An 18,643-nucleotide genomic window follows, 5' to 3' on the forward strand; every position below is an offset into this window, starting at 1 on the left:
TTTCAACGCAACATGGTAAAAATGCGTTAACACATTCTTCCCCAAGCATAGCGGGCCGAGCGGGTACGCTCTGTTCCATCAGGCACGTGGACCAGATTTTCGAACAAATATTCCATATTGACAATTCCCGCGCATTTCATTTCATTTCGCCGAGCACAGACGAGGGCCTGGCCCGGGAGAAACGAGATGAGCGGCAAGCGCAGGCTGGGCATTGGCCTGATCGGGACGGGTTTCATGGGCAAGGCGCATGCCCTTGGCTTCACGATTGCGGCACGAGTCTTCGACCTGCCCTTCGAGCTGGATCTCGTGTCCGTCGCGGACGTGACGCAGGAGGGCGCGGAGGCGGCCCGCGGACGGCTCGGCTTCCGCAAGGCGACCGCCGACTGGCGCGAACTTCTGACCGACCCCGAGATCGACATCATCGACATCACCACGCCGAACCTCCTGCACAAGGAGATGGCGCTCGCTGCGTTTGCCCACGGCAAGCACGTCTATTGCGAAAAGCCGCTGGCACCGACGGTCGCCGACTGCGCCGAGATGGTCGCCGCCGCGGAAAAGGCCGGCGTCGTCACCCAGGTCGGCTTCAACTATCTCAAGAACCCGCTCATTTTTCTCGCGAGCGACATTATCGAAAGCGGCGAGATCGGCGAAATACGGTCGTTTCGCGGCATTCACGCGGAAGATTTCATGGCGGATGAGAGCGTTCCGTGGGGTTGGCGGCTGGACCCGCGCAGCGGCGGCGGTGCGCTCGCCGACATCGGCAGCCACATGATCGCCTGCATGCGCCATCTCGTCGGGCCGATCCGGTCCGTGCTGGCAGAGACCGTCATCCACATTCCGCAGCGCCCTGTCGCGCGCGGCGCCACAGCGACCCGGACGGTCGAGGTCGACGACGTCACGCGGGCCTTCGTCCGTTTCGAGAGCGGCGCGAGCGGAAGCTTCGAAGCGAGCTGGATCGCGACCGGCCGCAAGATGCAGCACGATTTCGAGATTTACGGCTCCAAGGGAAGCATCGTCTTCACTCAGGAGCGCCTGAACGAGATCAGGGTCTACTACGCCGGCGACGACATCAGGAGCCGCGGCTTCCGTACGATCTGGGCGGGACCGGAGCATCCGCCCTACGGAGCCTTCTGCGTGGCACCGGGCCACCAGATCGGCTTCAACGAGCTGAAGGCGATCGAGGCCAACGAGTTCCTGGAAGCGATCGCCAAAGGCAGCAAAACCTCGACCGATTTCCGAGAGGGCTACGAAGTGCAGAAGGTCCTTTCCGCGACCTATCACTCCGCGAGGACGAACGAGTGGGTGGAGATTGGCTGACACGATCTGGTCGCGCGGGCACGCCCCTCATCCGGCCTGCCGGCCACCTTCTCCCCGCAAGCGGGGAGAAGGGACATGCCCGATGGTTCGCGGGCGGTCATGGTGGCGAAGGTGGCGCCGCGCGTTTCCTTCGCCCCGCCTGCGGGGAGAAGGTGGCCGGCAGGCCGGATGAGGGGCAGGCTGAGGCGATGCGGGCCTGCGAACTTCGCCTGGGATAAGGAAGCCAAAATGGAACATCCGTTCTATCGCTGCAATGGCTAGTCGATTAGACTGAGGCAAACGACAAGAGCGAGCCCGGAGGCCCGAACGATGCCCACGCCTGAAACGATTGCCGATGTCCCGCAGGATTTCGAAACGCTGAAGGCGGTCATCCTCGAGCGCAAGGCGCAGCTGCCGAAGCGGCTGAAACAGGTGGCGGCCTACTCGCTCGACAATCCGGACGAGATCGCCTTCGGGACTGCGGCGAGCATTGCGACTTCGGCCGACGTCCAGCCCTCCACGCTCGTGCGTTTCGCCCAGCACTTCGGCTTCGAAGGCTTTTCGAGCCTGCAGCAGATTTTTCGCGCACGCCTGCGGGAGCGCACGCCCGGCTACGAGGAACGGCTGAAGGCGCTGCGCCAGAACGATCACAGCAGGCTCGAAAGCGGATCGATCTTCAACGGCTTCGTCGCGGCCGCCCATCGCTCGCTCGACAATATCGCGACCTCGGTCGATCCGGAGGCGTTCGAGCGCGCCGTGGGCATTCTCGCCAAGGCGAACACGATCTACCTCATCGCCAAGCGGCGCTCCTATCCGATCTCCAGCTATATGGCCTACGCTTTCGGCAAGCTGAAGGTGAAGTACCAGCATGTCGGAACGGCCGCCGGAATCGACGAGGACATGCTGGCCATGGCGACGAAGGAGGATGCCGCCTTCGCCGTAAGCTTCTCGCCCTACGCGTCGGAAAGCGCCAGCCAGGCGCGCTTGCTCGCCAACCGCAAGGTACCCGTGGTCTCGCTGACCGACTCCGCCTTCTCGCCGCTCGCCGAATCCTCCAGGGTCTGGTTCGAACTGGTCGAGGCCGATCATGCCGGCTTCCGTTCGCTCTCCGCCAGCATGGCCTTCGCCATGGCGCTGACCGTCGCAATCGCCGAGAAACGGCGTCGCCTCGCCGAGGGCGAGTGAAGCAATATAGAATGGAAATTCCATATTGACGAAACAACGGAATTTATGTTTCATATGCTCGTCACCCATGGCATAGGCATATTTGTCGGCGCCGGTCCGGCGTCCGCGGGGAGGAAGCAGTGAGCCAGATTCCATCGGCCCAAGTTCCATCAGGTGCGGGTGCCAAGCCCCTCGACCTCATCACGATCGGCAGAGCTTCGGTCGACCTCTACGGACAGCAGATCGGCACGCGGCTCGAGGACGTGGCGAGCTTCGCCAAATCGGTCGGCGGCTGCCCCTGCAACATTTCCGTGGGCACAGCGCGCCTCGGCCTGAAATCGGCGCTACTGACACGCGTCGGCGACGAACAGATGGGCCGCTTCATCCGCGAGCAGCTTCAGCGCGAAGGCGTCGAGACGCGCGGCATCGTCACCGACCCGGAGCGGCTGACCGCACTTGCGATCCTCTCCGTCGAGAACGACAAATCCTTCCCGCTCCTTTTCTATCGCGACAATTGCGCCGACAACGCGCTTTGTGAGGACGATATTTCCGAGGATTTCATCCGTTCCGCGCGCGCGGTCCTCGTCACCGGCACGCATTTCGCCAAGCCGAATGCGGACGCCGCCCAGCGCAAGGCGATAAGGATCGCCAAGGAAAGCGGCGCCAGGATCGTCTTCGACATCGATTACCGCCCTAATCTATGGGGTCTTGCGGGCCACGATGCGGGCGAGAGCCGCTACATCGCCTCGGACCGCGTTTCGGCGCATCTGAAGACCGTGCTCGGCGATTGCGACCTGATCGTCGGCACCGAGGAAGAGGTGCTGATCGCCTCGGGCGAAAGCGACCTCCTCGCGGCGCTCAAGACCATCCGCTCGCTCTCCAAAGCCACGATCGTGCTCAAACGCGGGCCGATGGGCTGCATCGTCTATGATGGACCGATCTCGGACGATCTCGAAGACGGTATCGTCGGCAAGGGTTTTCCAATCGAGGTCTATAACGTTCTCGGCGCCGGCGACGCCTTCATGTCGGGCTTTCTGCGCGGCTGGCTCACCGGCGAGCCGCACGCGACTTCCGCCACCTGGGCCAACGCCTGTGGCGCCTTCGCGGTTTCGCGCCTGCTCTGCGCACCGGAAATCCCGACCTGGACCGAACTGCAATATTTCCTCGAACACGGCAGCAAGGAGAAGGCGCTGCGCAAGGACGAGGCGATCAACCACGTGCACTGGGCGACGACGCGCCGGCGCGACATCCCGCTCCTGATGGCGCTCGCCGTCGACCATCGCAGTCAGCTCGAGGACATTGCCGAGGGAAATCCCGAACTGCTCTCGCGCATCCCGGCCTTCAAGGTGCTCGCCGTCAAGGCGGCGGCAGAGGTGGCTCAAGGCCGCTCCGGCTTCGGCATGCTGATCGACGACAAATACGGCCGCGATGCGCTCTATGCCGCCGGTGCCCATCGCGACTTCTGGATCGGCAAGCCGATCGAGCTTCCGGGCTCGCGGCCGCTCACCTTCGAATTCAGCCAGGACCTCGGCAGCCGCCTTGTCGACTGGCCGGTCGACCATTGCATCAAGGTGCTTTCCTTCTACCATCCCGACGATCCGGCCGAACTCAAGGCCGCTCAGGTCGCAAAGTTGCGTTCGGCCTTCGAGGCGGCGCGCAAGGTCGGGCGCGAGATCCTGATCGAGATTATCGCCGGCAAGCACGGAAAACTCGACGACCGGACCATTCCGCGGGCGCTGGAGGAGCTCTATGATGCCGGCCTGAAGCCGGACTGGTGGAAGCTCGAGCCGCAAGCGAGCCGCGCCGCCTGGGCTGCGATCGACGCCGTGATCGAGACGCGCGATCCGCTTTGCCGGGGCGTGGTGCTCCTCGGCCTGGAAGCACCCTACGAGGTGCTGAAGGACGGATTCGCCGCCGCCAGAACGTCGAAGACGGTCAAGGGATTTGCCGTCGGCCGGACGATCTTCGCCGACGCCGCCAAGGCCTGGCTCGCCGGCAGGATGACCGACGAGCAGGCAGTCTCCGACATGGCGGCGAAGTTCAAGGCGCTCGTCGATCTCTGGCTGCAATTGGGTGAGACCAAGGCGGCGTAGCGGTCAAATGAAAAGGCGGCGCAAGGATGCGGCCGCGAGGAGGAAACAAATGAGCCAGAAAACCGTGCGCCTGACCATGGCACAGGCCGTGGCGCGGTTCCTGACCCGGCAGATGACGATCATCGACGGCGAGCGCGTGCCGATCTTCGGCGGCGTCTTCGCCATCTTCGGCCATGGCAACGTCGCCGGCGTCGGCGAAGCGCTTTACGGCGTTCGCGAAACGCTCCCGACCTACCGTGCCCAGAACGAACAGGGAATGGCGAATGCGGCGATCGCCTTCGCCAAGGCGAGCTTCCGCCGCCGCTTCATGGCCTGCACCACCTCGATCGGCCCGGGCGCGCTCAACATGGTGACCTCGGCCGCGCTGGCGCATGTCAACCGGCTGCCGGTCCTGCTCCTTCCCGGCGACGTCTTCGCCAACCGCAGGCCCGATCCGGTGCTGCAGCAGGTGGAGAGTTTCGGGGACGGCACGATCTCGGCGAATGACTGCTTCAAGCCCGTCTCGCGCTATTTCGATCGCATCACCCGGCCCGAGCAGATCATCCCGGCGCTTCGCCGCGCCATGCAGGTGCTGACGGATCCTGCCGATTGCGGCCCGGTGACGCTATCGCTCTGCCAGGACGTGCAGGCGGAAGCCTATGACTATCCGGAATCCTTCTTCGACGAGAAGGTCTGGGTGCCGCGTCGAATCGAGCCTGATCTCGACGAGCTGGCATCGGCAATCGAGGCGCTCAGATCCGCGAAGAAGCCGATCATCATCGCCGGCGGCGGCGTGCTTTATTCGGAAGCGAGCGCCGAACTTGCCGCCTTCGCCGAGAAACACGGCATTCCGGTCGTCGAGACGCAGGCCGGCAAGTCCGCTCTGCCGCATTCGCATCCGCTGAATATGGGTTCCGTCGGCGTCACCGGCACGTCCGCCTCCAACGCATTGGCGGAAGAGGCCGATGTGGTGCTTGCCGTCGGCTCACGGCTGCAGGATTTCACCACCGGTTCCTGGGCGCTCTTCAAAAACGAGGCGCTGAAGATCATCGGCCTCAATGTCCAGGCCTTCGACGCCGGCAAGCACGAGGGACAGCCGCTGATTTCCGACGCGCGGGCCGGCCTCAACCGCATCTCCGGCGGACTCGGCAGCTACAAGGCCGATAGTGCCTGGACCGAGAGGGCAAAAGCGGGCAAGGCCGAATGGCTTGCTGCGGCCGAGAGGGCGACCGCCACCACCAATGCGGCGCTTCCCTCCGATGCCCAGGTCATCGGCGCCGTCCAGCGCGCCCGCGGCGGCAGAAAAACGACGCTCGTCTGCGCCGCCGGGGGGCTTCCGGGCGAGCTGCACAAACTGTGGCAGGCCGAAGAGCCAGGCGGCTATCACATGGAATACGGCTTTTCGACCATGGGCTACGAAGTCGCCGGCGGCCTGGGCGTGAAGCTTGCCAAGCCCGATAGCGACGTGATCGTCATGGTGGGCGACGGCAGCTACATGATGCTGAACTCGGAGATCGCCTCTTCGATCATGCTCGGCGCCAAATTCACCGTCGTGCTGCTCGACAATGCCGGCTATGGCTGCATCAACCGGCTGCAGATGGGAACGGGCGGCGCCAATTTCAACAATCTGTTGAAGGACACGCATCATGTGGAGCTGCCTCAGATCGACTTCGCCGCGCACGCCGCCGCCATGGGCGCCGTGACCCGCAAGGTCGGCTCGATCCCCGAGCTCGAAGCTGCGCTCGCGGAGACCGCCGACGAGGTGCGCACGACCGTCATCGTCATCGATACCGATCCGCTGATCACAACGGAGGCCGGCGGGCACTGGTGGGACGTCGCGGTGCCGGAGGTTTCCGACCGCGATCAGGTGAAGGCCGCCCGCGAAGGCTACGAAAAGGCCCTCCAGGCGCAGCGGTTTGGTTGACATTGGAATCCGGCCAGCGGCCCCTCTCCTCGGGTGTACCCGAGGACTAGTCCTCGGGAGTCCCTTCTCCCCGCACAGCGGGGGAAGGTGGCGGCAGCCGGATGAGGGGCATATCGGCACGCAACAGAGCGAAGCATCCGCCTTAAGATACGACAGCAGAAAGCAAAACACATGATCCGTTACGGAACCAACCCGATCGCCTGGAGCAATGACGACGACCATTCGATCGGCGCGCATCTGACGCTCGAGGACTGCCTCTCCGATTGCCGGAAGATCGGCTTCGACGGCATCGAAAAGGGTCATAAGATGCCGTCCGACCCCGAAGCGCTGAAGCAGAAGCTCTCAAGTTATGATCTCGTCTTCGTCTCGGGCTGGCACTCGACCAACCTCCTGACCCATGATGTCGAAGCGGAGAAGAAGGCTATCCAGCCGCATCTCGACCTTCTGAAGCACAATGGCTGCAAGGTGGCGATCGTCTGCGAGACCTCGAACGCGATTCACGGAGACGATTCCAAGTCGCTCGTGAAGGACAAGCCGGTTCTGCCGGCGGACAAGTGGGAGAAATTCGGCACCGACCTCGAGGCGATCGCCGAATATTGCGCCGGCCAGGGCGTCGATCTCGTCTACCACCACCACATGGGCACGATCGTCCAGACCGGCGAGGAGATCGACCTCCTGATGCGGAACACCGGTCCGGCGACCAAACTGCTGCTCGACACCGGCCATGCCTGGTTCGGCGGTTCCGACCCGGCGGAAGTGGCGCGGAAATATATGGGCCGCGTCCGCCACATTCATTGCAAGAACGTCCGCCCGGCGGTCCGCAAGGTGGTCGAAGGCGAAGGTCTCTCCTTCCTCGAGGGTGTGCGACGCGGCGTCTTCACGGTTCCGGGCGATGAGGAAGGCGGCGTCGATTTCCTGCCTGTTCTCAAAACTGCGGCCGAACACGGCTATGACGGCTGGCTGGTGATCGAAGCCGAACAGGATTCGGCGGTGCGCAACCCCTTCGAATACCAGTCGCTCGGGCTGAAATCGCTGAAGACGTTTGCGAGGGAGGCCGGGCTCGATCGGGCGTAATTGCCCCCTCATCCGGCTGCCGCCACCTTCTCCCCGCGCGCCGGGAGAAGGGATATGCCGCGCCGCCTCCCGTGTCCCTCCCCGCGCCCGGGCCAGTCCTCGGGTAACCCGGGGAGAGGTCAGACCACAGAAACCCGCGTTCAGGAGACCGTACATGTCGAGACTGCTCGTCAAACCCAAGGCCCAGGCCGGCCTGATGCAGGAGATCACGCCCGAGAGCGCCGGCTGGACCTATGTCGGCTTCGCACTTCATCGGCTGCAGCCGGGCGAAACGGCCGGCGGCGAAACGGGGGAGAAGGAGCTCTGCCTCGTGCTCGTCAGCGGCAAGGCGAAGATTTCCGTCGACGGCGAGGACTTCGGCGAGCTCGGCGAGCGCATGACGCCTTTCGAGGGCCGGCCCTATGCGGTCTATGTGCCGAAGGGCAGCAGCTGGCAGGCCGAAGCGGCCACCGCTCTCGACCTCGCCGTCTGCTCCGCGCCGGGCGGCGAAGGCTTCAAGGCGAAGGTCATCCGCCCCGGTACGCATCCGCAGATGACGCGCGGCAAGGGCACCAACACACGCTACGTCACCAACATCATGCCGGAGGACGACGGATCGGCGCAGTCGCTGCTTGTCGTAGAGGTGATCACGCCGGGCGGTCACACCTCCTCCTATCCGCCGCACAAGCACGACGAGGACAATCTCCCGGCCGAAAGCTATCTCGAGGAGACCTATTATCACCGCCTCAACCCGCCGCAGGGTTTTGCCATGCAGCGCGTCTATACCGACGCCCGCTCGCTGGACGAGACCATGGCGGTGGAGGATGGCGACGTAACGCTGGTACCGAAGGGCTACCATCCGGTCGCTGCGATCCACGGCTACGATTCCTATTATCTCAACGTCATGGCGGGGCCGAAGCGGATCTGGAAGTTCCACAATGCGAGGGAACACGAGTGGCTGTTCACCGGCGTTTAACCGGCGGAGGTCGCACTGGACGAATGGAGCCTTCGCCCTATCGTATCTTGCCGAAGCAAGCGACGAGGAGCGATTCATGCATATCGACGGCCAGTGCCATTGCGGCTTCGTTACCTACGAGGCGGAGATCGATCCGGAGCACGTGACGATCTGCCATTGCACCGATTGCCAACGGCTGACCGGCACCGCCTACCGCGTCAGCACCAGCACGCCGCGATCATCGTTCCGGCTGACCGGCGGCGAGCCGAAGCTTTATGTCAAGACCGGCGAAAACGGACGCAAGCGGCTGCAGTTCTTCTGCCCCAATTGCGGCTCACCGGTCTACACGACGGGCACGGACGAGGACGCCGAGGAGATCGGCATCCGCGTCGGCACCGTAAACCAGCGGCGCGAACTTGCACCACGCAAGCAGATCTGGTGTTCCTCCGCCCTGCCCTGGTCCGGCGACATCGGCAAGCTGCCGGGGCTGCCTCGGGATTGACGGTTCAGGCGACCGGATAGGGCCCATCCGTAAAGACCGTGTCGTGGTAGCCCTTGGACCCGATCTCGATCGCGAGCGGGCTGCGAAAATCCTCGCCGCGGCGCAGGCAATTCAACACATGGGCAAAATCGTATTTCGGCCGCCAGCCGAGGCAAGCCGTCGCGCGCGCTCACATAGACCCGATCGATCGTCGGAAAGAGCCGCCACCCGCGTTGCGCATAAAGCGCCTCGCATTCGGGAAAGCGGCTGAAGACGACGGATGGGGCATTCTCCCGAAGAGTTGCGAGATCGTCGCGCGTGAAAGGCGTCGGGGCCGAGACGATGAAGCGGCCAAAGCCGATCTCCCTCGCCCGGTCGAGGGCCGAGAGATGGGCGCTCGCGACGTCCTCGATATCCGCGCGCCGGTAGAGCAATTCGTTCGCCTGCGCATTGGCCGTTTCGAAGCGGCCGCGCATTTCCGCATCGTCATCGGCCTCGGGAAAGAAGCGCGAGGTCCGGAGAATGACGGCCGGCAGACCATGCCGCCGCGCGAAAAGCTCGCAGAACCCTTCCGCTGCGACTTTGCTCACACCGTAGATGTTGCGCGGGATCGGCTGGACATCCTCTGTGATCCAGGCTGCCGGCTCACCGGGCGCCGGTGTCAGGGCCGAACCGAACGCGCTCGTGGTGCTGGTGAAGACAAAGGCGCCGACGCCCGCACCGGCCGCCTCTTCCAGCAGATTGACCGTGCCGGCGACATTGGTATCGACGAATTCGCAATAACCGTGCGTCGCCACATGCGGCTTGTGCAGGGTCGCGGAATGGATGACGGCGCGCACGTCCTTCATTGCCTGACGGACGAAGCGGCGGTCGGCAATCGACCCGACCGCATCGGTGAAAGGGGAGCCCTTGATGTCGATGCCGCGAACGTCGCGGCCCGCCCCGCGCAACACCCGCATCAATGCTTCGCCCAGGTGGCCGGCGCTTCCTGTCACCAATATCGTCATGCGTCGCTCCTTTTACCTCGCTGCCAAGCCTACCAAACCGCCCGCGCTTTGCGACAGGGGGCGGAAGCGCTATACCACCATCGAGGCACAAGGAAGAACGGAGACGGCGAACCGGGCATGGCGAAAGGGCATTTCAGGGTGCTGCCGCGCCGCATCGCCGGCGTCGACGTGGTGGAAGCGACGACGAACCACAGTTTCGCGCGCCATACGCACGAGCAGTTCGGCATCGGCCTGATCCATGCGGGCGCGCAGACGTCGCTGAGCGGCCGCGGAACCGTCGAGGCGGAAGCGGGCGACGTGATCACCGTCAATCCCGGTGAGGTCCATGACGGCGCCCCCATCGGCGACGCGGGCCGGTCCTGGCGGATGCTCTATCTCGATCCGCCGCTGGTCGCCTCGCTCGTCGATGACGTCACCGAAGGGAAAAGGTCGGGTTGCGAATTCTCGGACCCGGTGATCAGAAGCACCGGGCTGGCAGCCCGCTTCGGCGCGATCTTCGCGGCTGCCGGGGCCGCCGACGGCACCGAGACGATGCTTCGCTGGGATGAACTGGCCGTCACCCTGTTCGCGGAGGCGATGCAGCTTGCCCCGACGGATGCACCGGCAGGCGTGCCGAGGTCGGTCGCCTCGGCCATAAGCCTGATCGAGGACGATCCGCTGGCGTCGCTTACGCTCGCGGACCTCGCCCTCGAGAGCGGCCTGAGCCGCTTCCAGCTCGTGCGCGGCTTTTCCAGGGCGACGGGGCTTACGCCCCATGCCTATCTCCTCCAACGCCGGATAGACATCGTCCGGCGGCTGATCGCCGAGGGCACGCCGCTCGCGGAAGCGGCAGCGGCCGGGGGCTTCGTAGACCAGAGCCACATGACACGCGTGTTCGTGCGCAAATACGGCTTCTCGCCCGGTGCCTATGCGCAAGCGGTGAACTGAATTCAACGCCTTGCAATTCCGTACAAGACCGCGCGCTGCCGATCGGTTCTTCTGCCGCCATCATCAATCGGGAACGGTGGCAGGATGTCGAAGCAAGTTCAGGGATATGTCTTTTTGTCGCTCGCCATGGTGCTCGTCGGCAGCACCGTGATCGCGAGCAAGATCATCGCCGCCGGCCTGCCGCCGTTCACGGCAACGGCGCTGCGTTTTGCCATCGCCTTCCCTCTTTTCCTGGGCCTGATGCGAGCAACCGGGGCGTCCTGGCCCAAGCTGCCGAAGAGCGATTGGCTCGTCCTCCTGTTTCAGGCAGGCGCCGGCAGCGTCGGCTATACGACTCTGCTCATTTCCGGCCTGAAGCTCACCTCCGCGGCCGATGCCGGCGTCATCATCGGGACGCTTCCCGTCGTCTCCGCCGCGATCGCCATCATGGTTCTCGGCGAGCGTCCGCATCGCTCCGTGCTCGCCGCCGCTTGCCTGGCGGCGGCCGGCGTTCTCGCGATCGTCTTCCGGCCGGATGCGAACGCCGCGCATTCGCTCGCCGGCAGCGCCCTGATCTTCGGCGCGGTCATCTGCGAAGGCCTGTTCATTCTGCTCAACAAGCGCGTCAGCGTCGCGATTCCGCCGCTTGGCCTGTCGGCGCTGATGACGGGCTTCGGCGGTGCAATTGCGCTCCCGTTCGCGCTTGCAGAGCTTCCTTCGATGGGTGCGACAGGCGTCCCGGCCCTCGCGGCGGTCGCCTATTACGCGCTCGTGCCGACGGTCGGGGGCTTCGTGCTCTGGTATGCGGGACTTCAGAAGGTGAGCGGCACGGAGGCCTCGGTCTTCACCGCCTTGGCACCGGTTTCCGCGCTGCTCCTCGCCGCCGCCGTTCTCGGCGAGACGATCACCGCCAATCAGATGATCGGCATGGCATGCGTGCTGGTCGCCGTGCTGAGCCTCGGCCTTCGCAGGGCCAGTCCGGAGCGGGCCGGAGAGGCGTAATCCGGCGAAGGCGCGATCACGCCGCCTTGGCGACGTGATACTCCTTGATCGCCACCATCTTGACCGCCGGATAGCGCTCCGACTCGTAGCGCAGCGAGAACCCGTCCTGCGCCAGGTATACCGGGTCGCCGTCGAGGTCTCGCGCGATGTCGCCGCGGTGGGTCGCGATGAACTTTTCGAGATCAGCCGGGCTCTCGGCGGAGATCCAGCGGCAGATGGAGAAGCGCGACATCTCGAAGGAGACCGGCAGGCTGTATTCCGCCTGCAGGCGTTCCCTGAGAACGTCGAGCTGAAGCGCGCCGACGACGCCGACGATCGCAGGCGCACCGTCGTCCGGAGAAAAGAGCTGCACGACGCCCTCCTCCGCCATCTGTTGCAGCGCCTCTTTCAGCTTCTTCGCCTTCATCGCATCTTCCAGCCGGACGCGGCGGAGAATTTCCGGTGCGAAGTTCGGCACGCCCTGGAACACGAGCGGCTCGCCCTCCGTCAGCGTATCGCCGATCCTCAGCGTGCCGTGGTTCGGGATGCCGACGACGTCGCCGGCGAAAGCCGTATCGGCGAGCTGGCGCTGCGAGGCAAAGAAGAATTGCGGCGCCGTCAGGCCCATCTGCTTGCCGGTGCGCGACAGCCGCGCCTTCATGCCGCGCTCGAGCTTGCCCGAGCAGACGCGGACGAAAGCGATGCGGTCGCGGTGGTTCGGGTCCATGTTCGCCTGGATCTTGAAGACGAAGGCGGTCATCCTGTCGTCCGTCGCCTCGACGGTGCGGATGTCGGCAACCTGGGCCCGCGGCGGCGGCGCGAAGTCGGCGAGCGCATTGATCAGGTCGCGCACGCCGAAGTTCCGCAGCGCCGAGCCGAAGAACACCGGCGTCAGATGGCCTTCGAGGAAAGCCTTGCGGTCGAAGGGCTTGCACGCCTCGATCGCCAGCGACGTTTCCTCGATGAAGGTGTCGCGTTCGTTCTCGGGCAGACGGTGCGAAGCCATTTCCGGATCGTTGACCTTGGTCAGCCGCTCCTGCGTGTCGGCGCCGCGCACCTCGTCGGTGGCAAGATGATAGGTGCCGCAGAAGGTCTTGGAGCGGCCGATCGGCCAGGTGACCGGCGCGCAGTCGAGCGCCAGCTTCTGCTCGACCTCGTCGAGGATTTCGAAGGGGTCGCGGCTTTCGCGGTCCATCTTGTTGACGAAGGTGATGATCGGGATATCGCGCAGGCGGCAGACCTCGAAGAGCTTGAGCGTGCGCGGCTCGATACCCTTGGCCGCGTCGATCACCATGACGGCTGCATCGACCGCCGTCAGCGTGCGATAGGTGTCGTCGGCAAAGTCTTCGTGACCGGGCGTGTCGAGCAGGTTGAAAACGGTATCGTTGTATTCGAAGGTCATCACCGAGGTGACGACCGAGATGCCGCGCTCGCGCTCGATCTTCATCCAGTCCGAGCGGGTCTGGATACGGTCCTTCTTGGCCTTGACCTCGCCGGCGAGCTGGATCGCGCCGCCGAAGAGCAGAAGCTTCTCGGTGAGCGTCGTCTTACCGGCGTCCGGGTGCGAAATGATCGCAAATGTGCGGCGGCGGGAGACCGCCTCGGCAATGCTTTCGGCCATGATCTGAGTATCCTGTGAGTTGCGGCGTCCTTTACAGGCTCGGGGGCCAATATGCAATTGACTGCGGCAAGCCCGGCCGTGCTTATGACGGAATGACCATGCACACGCCCGAAAATCGACCTGCCCTGACCCCTGGCCTCACCCTCGTCCGTCTGCCTCATGGCGAGGGTCTCGACCTGCCGGCCTACGAGACCGCGGGTGCCGCCGGCATGGACCTGCGCGCGGCCCTGCCGGCCGACGAACCGATGACGATCCGGCCGGGAGAGCGCGCATTGGTCCCGACGGGCTTTATCTTCGAGATCCCCGCCGGTCATGAAGGACAGATCCGGCCGCGCTCCGGGCTGGCCTTCAAGCACGGCATCACCTGCCTCAACACGCCGGGCACCGTCGACAGCGACTATCGCGGAGAGGTGAAGGTGCTGCTCGTCAATCTCGGTGCGGAGGATTTCGCGGTCGAGCGCGGCATGCGTATCGCCCAGATGGTAATCGCCCCGGTGACCCGGCTGGCGATCCGCGAGGCGGGTGGCGCGACGACGACGGCGCGCGGGGCTGGCGGCTTCGGCTCGACCGGAACTAAATAAGCGGTGGCAGGCGCCGCTTGACCGGCGAGGATTTGACGATCGACGTGTTCGTCTGCGCCTTTTCCGCGATGCGATCGAGGATCGTGTCGAGTTCCGCCATGTCGCGCACCAGCATCTTGGCGATGAAGCAGTCGTCCCCCGTGACCTTGTCGCATTCAATGAATTCGGGCGTTTCCTGGATCAGCCTTTCAACGATATGCAGCATGCCCGGCATCGGCCGGATGCGGACGATCGCCTGCAGCGGATAGCCGAGACGCGCCGGATTGACCGAGATCGTGAAGCCGTCGAGCACGCCGCGCTCCTCGAGCTTGCGCAGCCGCTCCGCCGCACTCGGCGAGGAAAGGCCCGCCTCCTGCGCCAGTTCCTTCAGCGACACCCGGGCGTTGGCGGCCAAAATTTCGAGAATGCGGCGGTCGAGCTCGTCCAACATGTAATTCCCTCATAAGCCAAATTAGCCTTACCACCTTAATCCGTTAGGTGTCTTCCTATATTTCCCTCTCAATATCCATATCCCTGCGCCAACAGGCTCATTATTCTTGAAGCACAATGGATGGAGCCAAGGCCATGGATAAGGACATACGGCGCGGAAGCGCGGAAATGACGGCGGCGATGCTTATTTCGGGAACGATCGGCTGGTTCGTGCTGATGTCAGGCCAGCCCGTCGCGGGCGTCGTCTTCTGGCGTTGCGTGTTCGGGGCTGCAACGCTCGCCGCGCTTGCGGCGGTCTTCGGCCTCATCGACCTGAGACATTTGCGGATGAAGGTCATCGTTCTTTCCGCTCTGGGCGGGGTCGCGATCGTCGTGAACTGGCTCCTGCTCTTCGCCGCCTATCCCCGCGCCTCGATCTCCATCGCGACCATGGTCTACAACACGCAGCCCTTCATGCTGCTCGGGCTCGGTGCGCTTTTTCTCGGTGAGAAGATCACCGCCAGCAAGCTCCTCTGGCTCTCGCTCTCCTTCGCAGGCATGATCGCGATCGTCCTCGCCAAGCCCGCGGGCACTTATGAACCCAGCGACTATCTCGCCGGGATAGCACTGTCGCTCGGCGCCGCCTTCTTCTACGCCATCGCGGCGCTCGTCACCAAGCTCCTCAAGGGCACGCCGCCGCATCTGATCGCGCTGGTGCAGGTCATCACCGGAGCGGCCATGCTCGCCCCCTTCGCCCTTGTCGCGCCGCTGCCGCAGGGAATGGTCCAGTGGGCGCTGCTGCTGACCGTCGGTGTAGTTCATACCGGCATCATGTATATTCTGCTTTACGGCGCCATACAGAAGCTGCCGACCCACATGACAGGCGCCCTTTCCTTCATCTATCCGGTAGCCGCGATCCTGGTGGACCGCATCGCGTTCGGCCACGCTCTGCAGCCGGTGCAGATCGCGGGCTCGGTCGCGATCCTCATTGCTGCCGCGGGCACCAATCTCGGCTGGACCCTTAAGCCTTCGTCACCGTCCGCCAAGCGTCCGGCGGAAGGAAGCCTCTAACGCCGCGCCTCCGCGGCCATGCTGATGGCAAGACCCGCGAGCGCCGTGCTCATGAGCCAGCGCTGCACCAGCATGAAGGACGGGCGGCCAGAGAGGAAGGCGGCCACCGCTCCGGCGGTCACCGCGATCAGCGCATTGACGCTGACGCTGATCGCGATCTGCACGCTGCCGAAGACGAGGGACTGCGCGAGCACGTTGCCGGCCTCGGGGCGGATGAATTGCGGCAGCAGCGACAGGTAGAGGATGGCCACCTTCGGGTTGAGCAGGCTGGTGAAGAGGCCCATCGCGAAGAGCTTGCGCGGGCGATCCTTCGGCAGGTCGCGTACTTGAAAGATCGAGCGGCCGCCGGGACGAACCGCCTGCCAGGCGAGATAAAGCAGGTAAAGCGCACCTGCGAAACGAAGGACATCATAGGCAAAAGGGACCGCAAGAAGCAGGGCGGTAATGCCGAGCGCGGCAGACACCATGTAACAGACGAAGCCGAGCGCTATTCCCCCAAGCGAGATCAGCCCCGCCCCCGGTCCCTGGCAGATCGAGCGCGAGATCAGATAGATCATGTTCGGCCCCGGCGTCAGCACCATGCCGAGTGCGATCAGTGCGAAGCCCAGGAGGTTCTGAATTTCGGGCATGGGGCGCCGGTCTCCGATGTTTTCCGGAAGGTGTACGGCTCTACCGCGAAGGGCAACGCCGTTCTTGTCACCCGATCAATTTTCGCGCCTAAATGGGGATGCCAACCGGATTTTCCTCTGCGGCAGATTGCGGTACACCTGCCCCTATCAGGAGGAACGATCGTGACACTTGCGGCTCTTCTCGCCTATAGCGGCGCTCTCTTCATCGCCGGGATCATTCCCGGCCCGGGCGTGACGGCGCTCGTTGCCCGAGCCCTGGGATCGGGCTTTCGGGAAACCTTCTTCATGGGCCTCGGCCTCATCGTCGGCGACATGGTCTATCTGACGGCGGTGGTGCTCGGGCTCGCCTTCATCGCCCAGACATTCACGACCGCGTTCCTGGTCGTGAAGATCGCCGGCGCGCTCTATCTCGGCTATATCGCCTGGAAGCTCTGGACGGCCGGGCTCCTGTCGCAGAACATCGAGGCGCGGAAGTCGACGAGTGCGGCGCTCTCCTTCCTCTCGGGTCTGACGGTCACGCTCGGCAATCCGAAGACGATGCTTTTCTATGTGGCGCTGGTTCCGACGCTGATCGATCTCGCCTCGATCGGGATGCGCGACTACGGACTGCTGCTTGTGGCGACTTTCCTCGTGCTTCTTGCCGTGCTGCTGCCCTATATGCTGCTTGCGGCCCGAGCCCGCTCGCTCCTGAAAGAGCCGCAGGCACTGAAGGTTCTGAACCGGGCCGCGGCCGGCATTCTCGCCGGAACGGCCGCCTACATTGCGACCCGCGCGACCTGAAAAAAGATTTCCCTGCGGGCCGCTTCGCAACGGTTTTTTCCTTCAGCACCATCGATCCAAGGCGTTCCCGCTCTGGAAGGAAGCCCGCATAGCTCCTATTGTCGCAGCGACAACTTCAAGAACGAAGGGAGAAACCATATGCCTGAAGCGCGCAAGCCCGGCCGCGGCCGCGTCTTTTCCTCGATCACCGAGACGATCGGCGACACTCCCATCGTGCGGCTGGACAAGCTCGCCAAGGAAAAGGGCGTGAAGGCGAACCTGCTCGCCAAGCTCGAATTCTTCAACCCGATCGGCTCCGTCAAGGACCGCATCGGCGTCGCGATGATCGAATCGCTCGAGGCGCAAGGGAAGATCACGCCCGGCCGCACGACGCTGGTCGAGCCGACTTCGGGCAATACGGGCATAGCACTCGCCTTCGTCGCGGCCGCCAAGGGCTACAGGCTGATCCTCACCATGCCCGAGACGATGTCGGTCGAACGCCGCAAGATGCTGACGCTTCTCGGTGCCGAACTGGTGCTGACGGAAGGCGCCAAGGGCATGAAGGGCGCAATCGCCAAGGCCCAGGAACTCACCGAGACGCTGCCCGACGCGATCATTCCGCAGCAGTTCGAGAACCCGGCCAATCCGGAAATCCACCGCACGACGACCGCCGAGGAGATCTGGAACGACACGGAAGGCGCAGTCGACATCCTCGTGTCCGGCATCGGCACCGGCGGCACCATCACCGGTGCCGGCCAGGTGCTCAAGGCCCGTAAGCCATCGGTCAGGGTGATCGCCGTCGAGCCCGAAGAATCCCCTATCCTTTCCGGCGGCGCCCCGGGTCCGCACAAGATCCAGGGTATCGGCGCGGGTTTCGCACCGGCGATCCTCGACACGAGCGTCTATGACGAAGTCGTCACGGTAAATGCGGGCGAGGCCATAGAGGCGGCGCGGCTCGTCGCCAGACTCGAAGGCGTGCCGGTCGGCATTTCCGCCGGTGCCGCGCTCCAGGCGGCGATAGAGGTGGGACAGCGCGAGGAAAACGCCGGCAGGAATATCGTCGTGATCATTCCGTCCTTTGCCGAACGGTATCTTTCGACGGTGCTGTTCGAGGGATTGGGAGCCTAGCGCCGGCAGTCGCGGCATCCCCCTCATCCGGCCTGCCGGCCACCTTCTCCCCGCAGGCGGGGCGAAGGAGACTCGCAGCAAACCCGCAGCTCCTTTCTCCGCCGTCTAAATGGAACGAGACGGAGCCCGCATGTCCCTTCTCCCCGTAGAACGCTACGGCATGCACATATCTCTTGCGCGCCGGTGCGGCGGATACTGCTGATGAAAGGGATCCCTCGGGAACCCAACCGGCTCAACCCCGCTCGGTCTCGGTTGCCCCTCAACCGGCTGCCGCCACCTTCTCCCCGCAGGCGGGGAGAAGGGATATGCCGCGCCCGCTCGCTCCCTCGGGCGGACGGTGAATGCGGGGTTCAGTTGGCGCCGCTTGTCCCTTCTCCCCGCCTGCGGGGAGAAGGTGCCGGCAGGCGGATGAGGGGCGGGTGACCGCTAATGCCAATGTTAGCGCATACGGGTTTGATCCCAAGGACCCATCCGCAAGCCTCGCCACAGCTGGAAATGCAGATGCCGCCACTCCGGAGTAAGTCCGCGAAGGGCTGGACAACAAGAGATATGTGCATGCCGTAGCGTCAGAACGGGGAGAAGGTGGCGGCAGCCGGATGAGGGGCGC

Annotated in this window: 16 protein-coding genes and 1 pseudogene; 13 read left to right on the plus strand and 4 right to left on the minus strand. The window is 64.3% G+C overall.

Annotated features, from left to right (window positions below; genetic code table 11):
• Window positions 1-186: 186 nt before the first annotated feature.
• The 7 genes from JOH52_RS04600 to JOH52_RS04630 all read left to right on the plus strand — a co-directional run bounded on the left by JOH52_RS04600 (window position 187) and on the right by JOH52_RS04630 (window position 8,966).
• Window positions 187-1,317 carry a Gfo/Idh/MocA family protein gene (locus tag JOH52_RS04600; RefSeq protein ID WP_003527783.1) on the plus strand — a complete coding sequence of 377 codons (1,131 nt, stop codon included), beginning with the start codon at window positions 187-189 and terminating at the stop codon, window positions 1,315-1,317.
• Window positions 1,318-1,626: 309 nt separating this feature from the next.
• Entirely contained in the window at window positions 1,627-2,481 is an 855-nt protein-coding gene (locus JOH52_RS04605; RefSeq protein WP_003527785.1) for a MurR/RpiR family transcriptional regulator, read from the plus strand.
• A 119-nt stretch (window positions 2,482-2,600) separates the two neighbouring features.
• A complete protein-coding gene (locus JOH52_RS04610) occupies window positions 2,601-4,553 on the plus strand; it encodes a bifunctional 5-dehydro-2-deoxygluconokinase/5-dehydro-2-deoxyphosphogluconate aldolase (protein ID WP_003527786.1) in 1,953 nt (650 codons plus the stop codon).
• 49 nt (window positions 4,554-4,602) lie between these two features.
• Window positions 4,603-6,456, plus strand: a complete 1,854-nt coding sequence (gene iolD, locus JOH52_RS04615; RefSeq protein WP_010968521.1) for a 3D-(3,5/4)-trihydroxycyclohexane-1,2-dione acylhydrolase (decyclizing) — start codon at window positions 4,603-4,605, stop codon at window positions 6,454-6,456.
• A 171-nt stretch (window positions 6,457-6,627) separates the two neighbouring features.
• On the plus strand, window positions 6,628-7,530 hold the full coding sequence (gene iolE / locus JOH52_RS04620) for a myo-inosose-2 dehydratase (RefSeq protein ID WP_010968520.1): 903 nt from the start codon (window positions 6,628-6,630) through the stop codon (window positions 7,528-7,530).
• A 154-nt stretch (window positions 7,531-7,684) separates the two neighbouring features.
• The gene (iolB, locus tag JOH52_RS04625; protein WP_107010394.1) at window positions 7,685-8,485 is read left to right on the plus strand and encodes a 5-deoxy-glucuronate isomerase; all 801 of its coding nucleotides are present in this window, start codon (window positions 7,685-7,687) and stop codon (window positions 8,483-8,485) included.
• A gap of 76 nt (window positions 8,486-8,561) precedes the next feature.
• Entirely contained in the window at window positions 8,562-8,966 is a 405-nt protein-coding gene (locus JOH52_RS04630) for a GFA family protein (protein WP_003527790.1), read from the plus strand.
• Between the two features lie 4 nt (window positions 8,967-8,970).
• On the opposite strand, the pseudogene JOH52_RS04635 reads toward JOH52_RS04630, so the two are convergent.
• A pseudogene (locus tag JOH52_RS04635) lies at window positions 8,971-9,952 on the minus strand (NAD-dependent epimerase/dehydratase family protein).
• Between the two features lie 117 nt (window positions 9,953-10,069).
• Here JOH52_RS04635 and JOH52_RS04640 point away from each other — a divergent pair.
• A complete protein-coding gene (locus tag JOH52_RS04640; RefSeq protein ID WP_003527793.1) occupies window positions 10,070-10,879 on the plus strand; it encodes an AraC family transcriptional regulator in 810 nt (269 codons plus the stop codon).
• A gap of 84 nt (window positions 10,880-10,963) precedes the next feature.
• Window positions 10,964-11,860: a DMT family transporter gene (locus JOH52_RS04645; RefSeq protein WP_010968517.1), complete on the plus strand. Its 897-nt coding sequence runs from the start codon at window positions 10,964-10,966 to the stop codon at window positions 11,858-11,860.
• A gap of 16 nt (window positions 11,861-11,876) precedes the next feature.
• On the opposite strand, the gene JOH52_RS04650 is transcribed toward JOH52_RS04645, so the two are convergent.
• Window positions 11,877-13,460 (minus strand): peptide chain release factor 3, encoded by a 1,584-nt coding sequence (locus tag JOH52_RS04650; protein ID WP_003527796.1) that lies wholly within the window; start codon window positions 13,458-13,460, stop codon window positions 11,877-11,879.
• Window positions 13,461-13,558: 98 nt separating this feature from the next.
• Here JOH52_RS04650 and dut point away from each other — a divergent pair, with 98 nt between their 5' ends.
• Window positions 13,559-14,041, plus strand: a complete 483-nt coding sequence (dut, locus tag JOH52_RS04655; RefSeq protein WP_010968516.1) for a dUTP diphosphatase — start codon at window positions 13,559-13,561, stop codon at window positions 14,039-14,041.
• Here the strand turns inward: dut and JOH52_RS04660 are convergent.
• A complete protein-coding gene (locus JOH52_RS04660) occupies window positions 14,034-14,471 on the minus strand; it encodes an Lrp/AsnC family transcriptional regulator (RefSeq protein WP_003527801.1) in 438 nt (145 codons plus the stop codon). The two genes, dut and JOH52_RS04660, sit on opposite strands and share 8 nt — an antisense overlap.
• A gap of 134 nt (window positions 14,472-14,605) precedes the next feature.
• Between JOH52_RS04660 and JOH52_RS04665 the strand changes: the two genes are divergently transcribed.
• Window positions 14,606-15,520: a DMT family transporter gene (locus tag JOH52_RS04665; protein ID WP_010968515.1), complete on the plus strand. Its 915-nt coding sequence runs from the start codon at window positions 14,606-14,608 to the stop codon at window positions 15,518-15,520.
• Here the strand turns inward: JOH52_RS04665 and JOH52_RS04670 are convergent.
• Window positions 15,517-16,149: a LysE family translocator gene (locus JOH52_RS04670; RefSeq protein ID WP_003527805.1), complete on the minus strand. Its 633-nt coding sequence runs from the start codon at window positions 16,147-16,149 to the stop codon at window positions 15,517-15,519. The genes JOH52_RS04665 and JOH52_RS04670 overlap by 4 nt on opposite strands.
• Before the next feature lie 162 nt (window positions 16,150-16,311).
• On the opposite strand from JOH52_RS04670, the gene JOH52_RS04675 reads away from it, so the two are divergent.
• Both JOH52_RS04675 and cysK read left to right on the plus strand, forming a co-directional pair.
• Window positions 16,312-16,929: a LysE family translocator gene (locus JOH52_RS04675; protein WP_003527807.1), complete on the plus strand. Its 618-nt coding sequence runs from the start codon at window positions 16,312-16,314 to the stop codon at window positions 16,927-16,929.
• Between the two features lie 138 nt (window positions 16,930-17,067).
• Complete coding sequence (gene cysK / locus JOH52_RS04680; protein WP_003527809.1) at window positions 17,068-18,036, plus strand: cysteine synthase A; 969 nt, start codon at window positions 17,068-17,070, stop codon at window positions 18,034-18,036.
• Window positions 18,037-18,643: the final 607 nt, after the last annotated feature.

The sequence above is a fragment of the Sinorhizobium meliloti genome (assembly GCF_017876815.1).
Lineage (GTDB): Bacteria > Pseudomonadota > Alphaproteobacteria > Rhizobiales > Rhizobiaceae > Sinorhizobium > Sinorhizobium meliloti.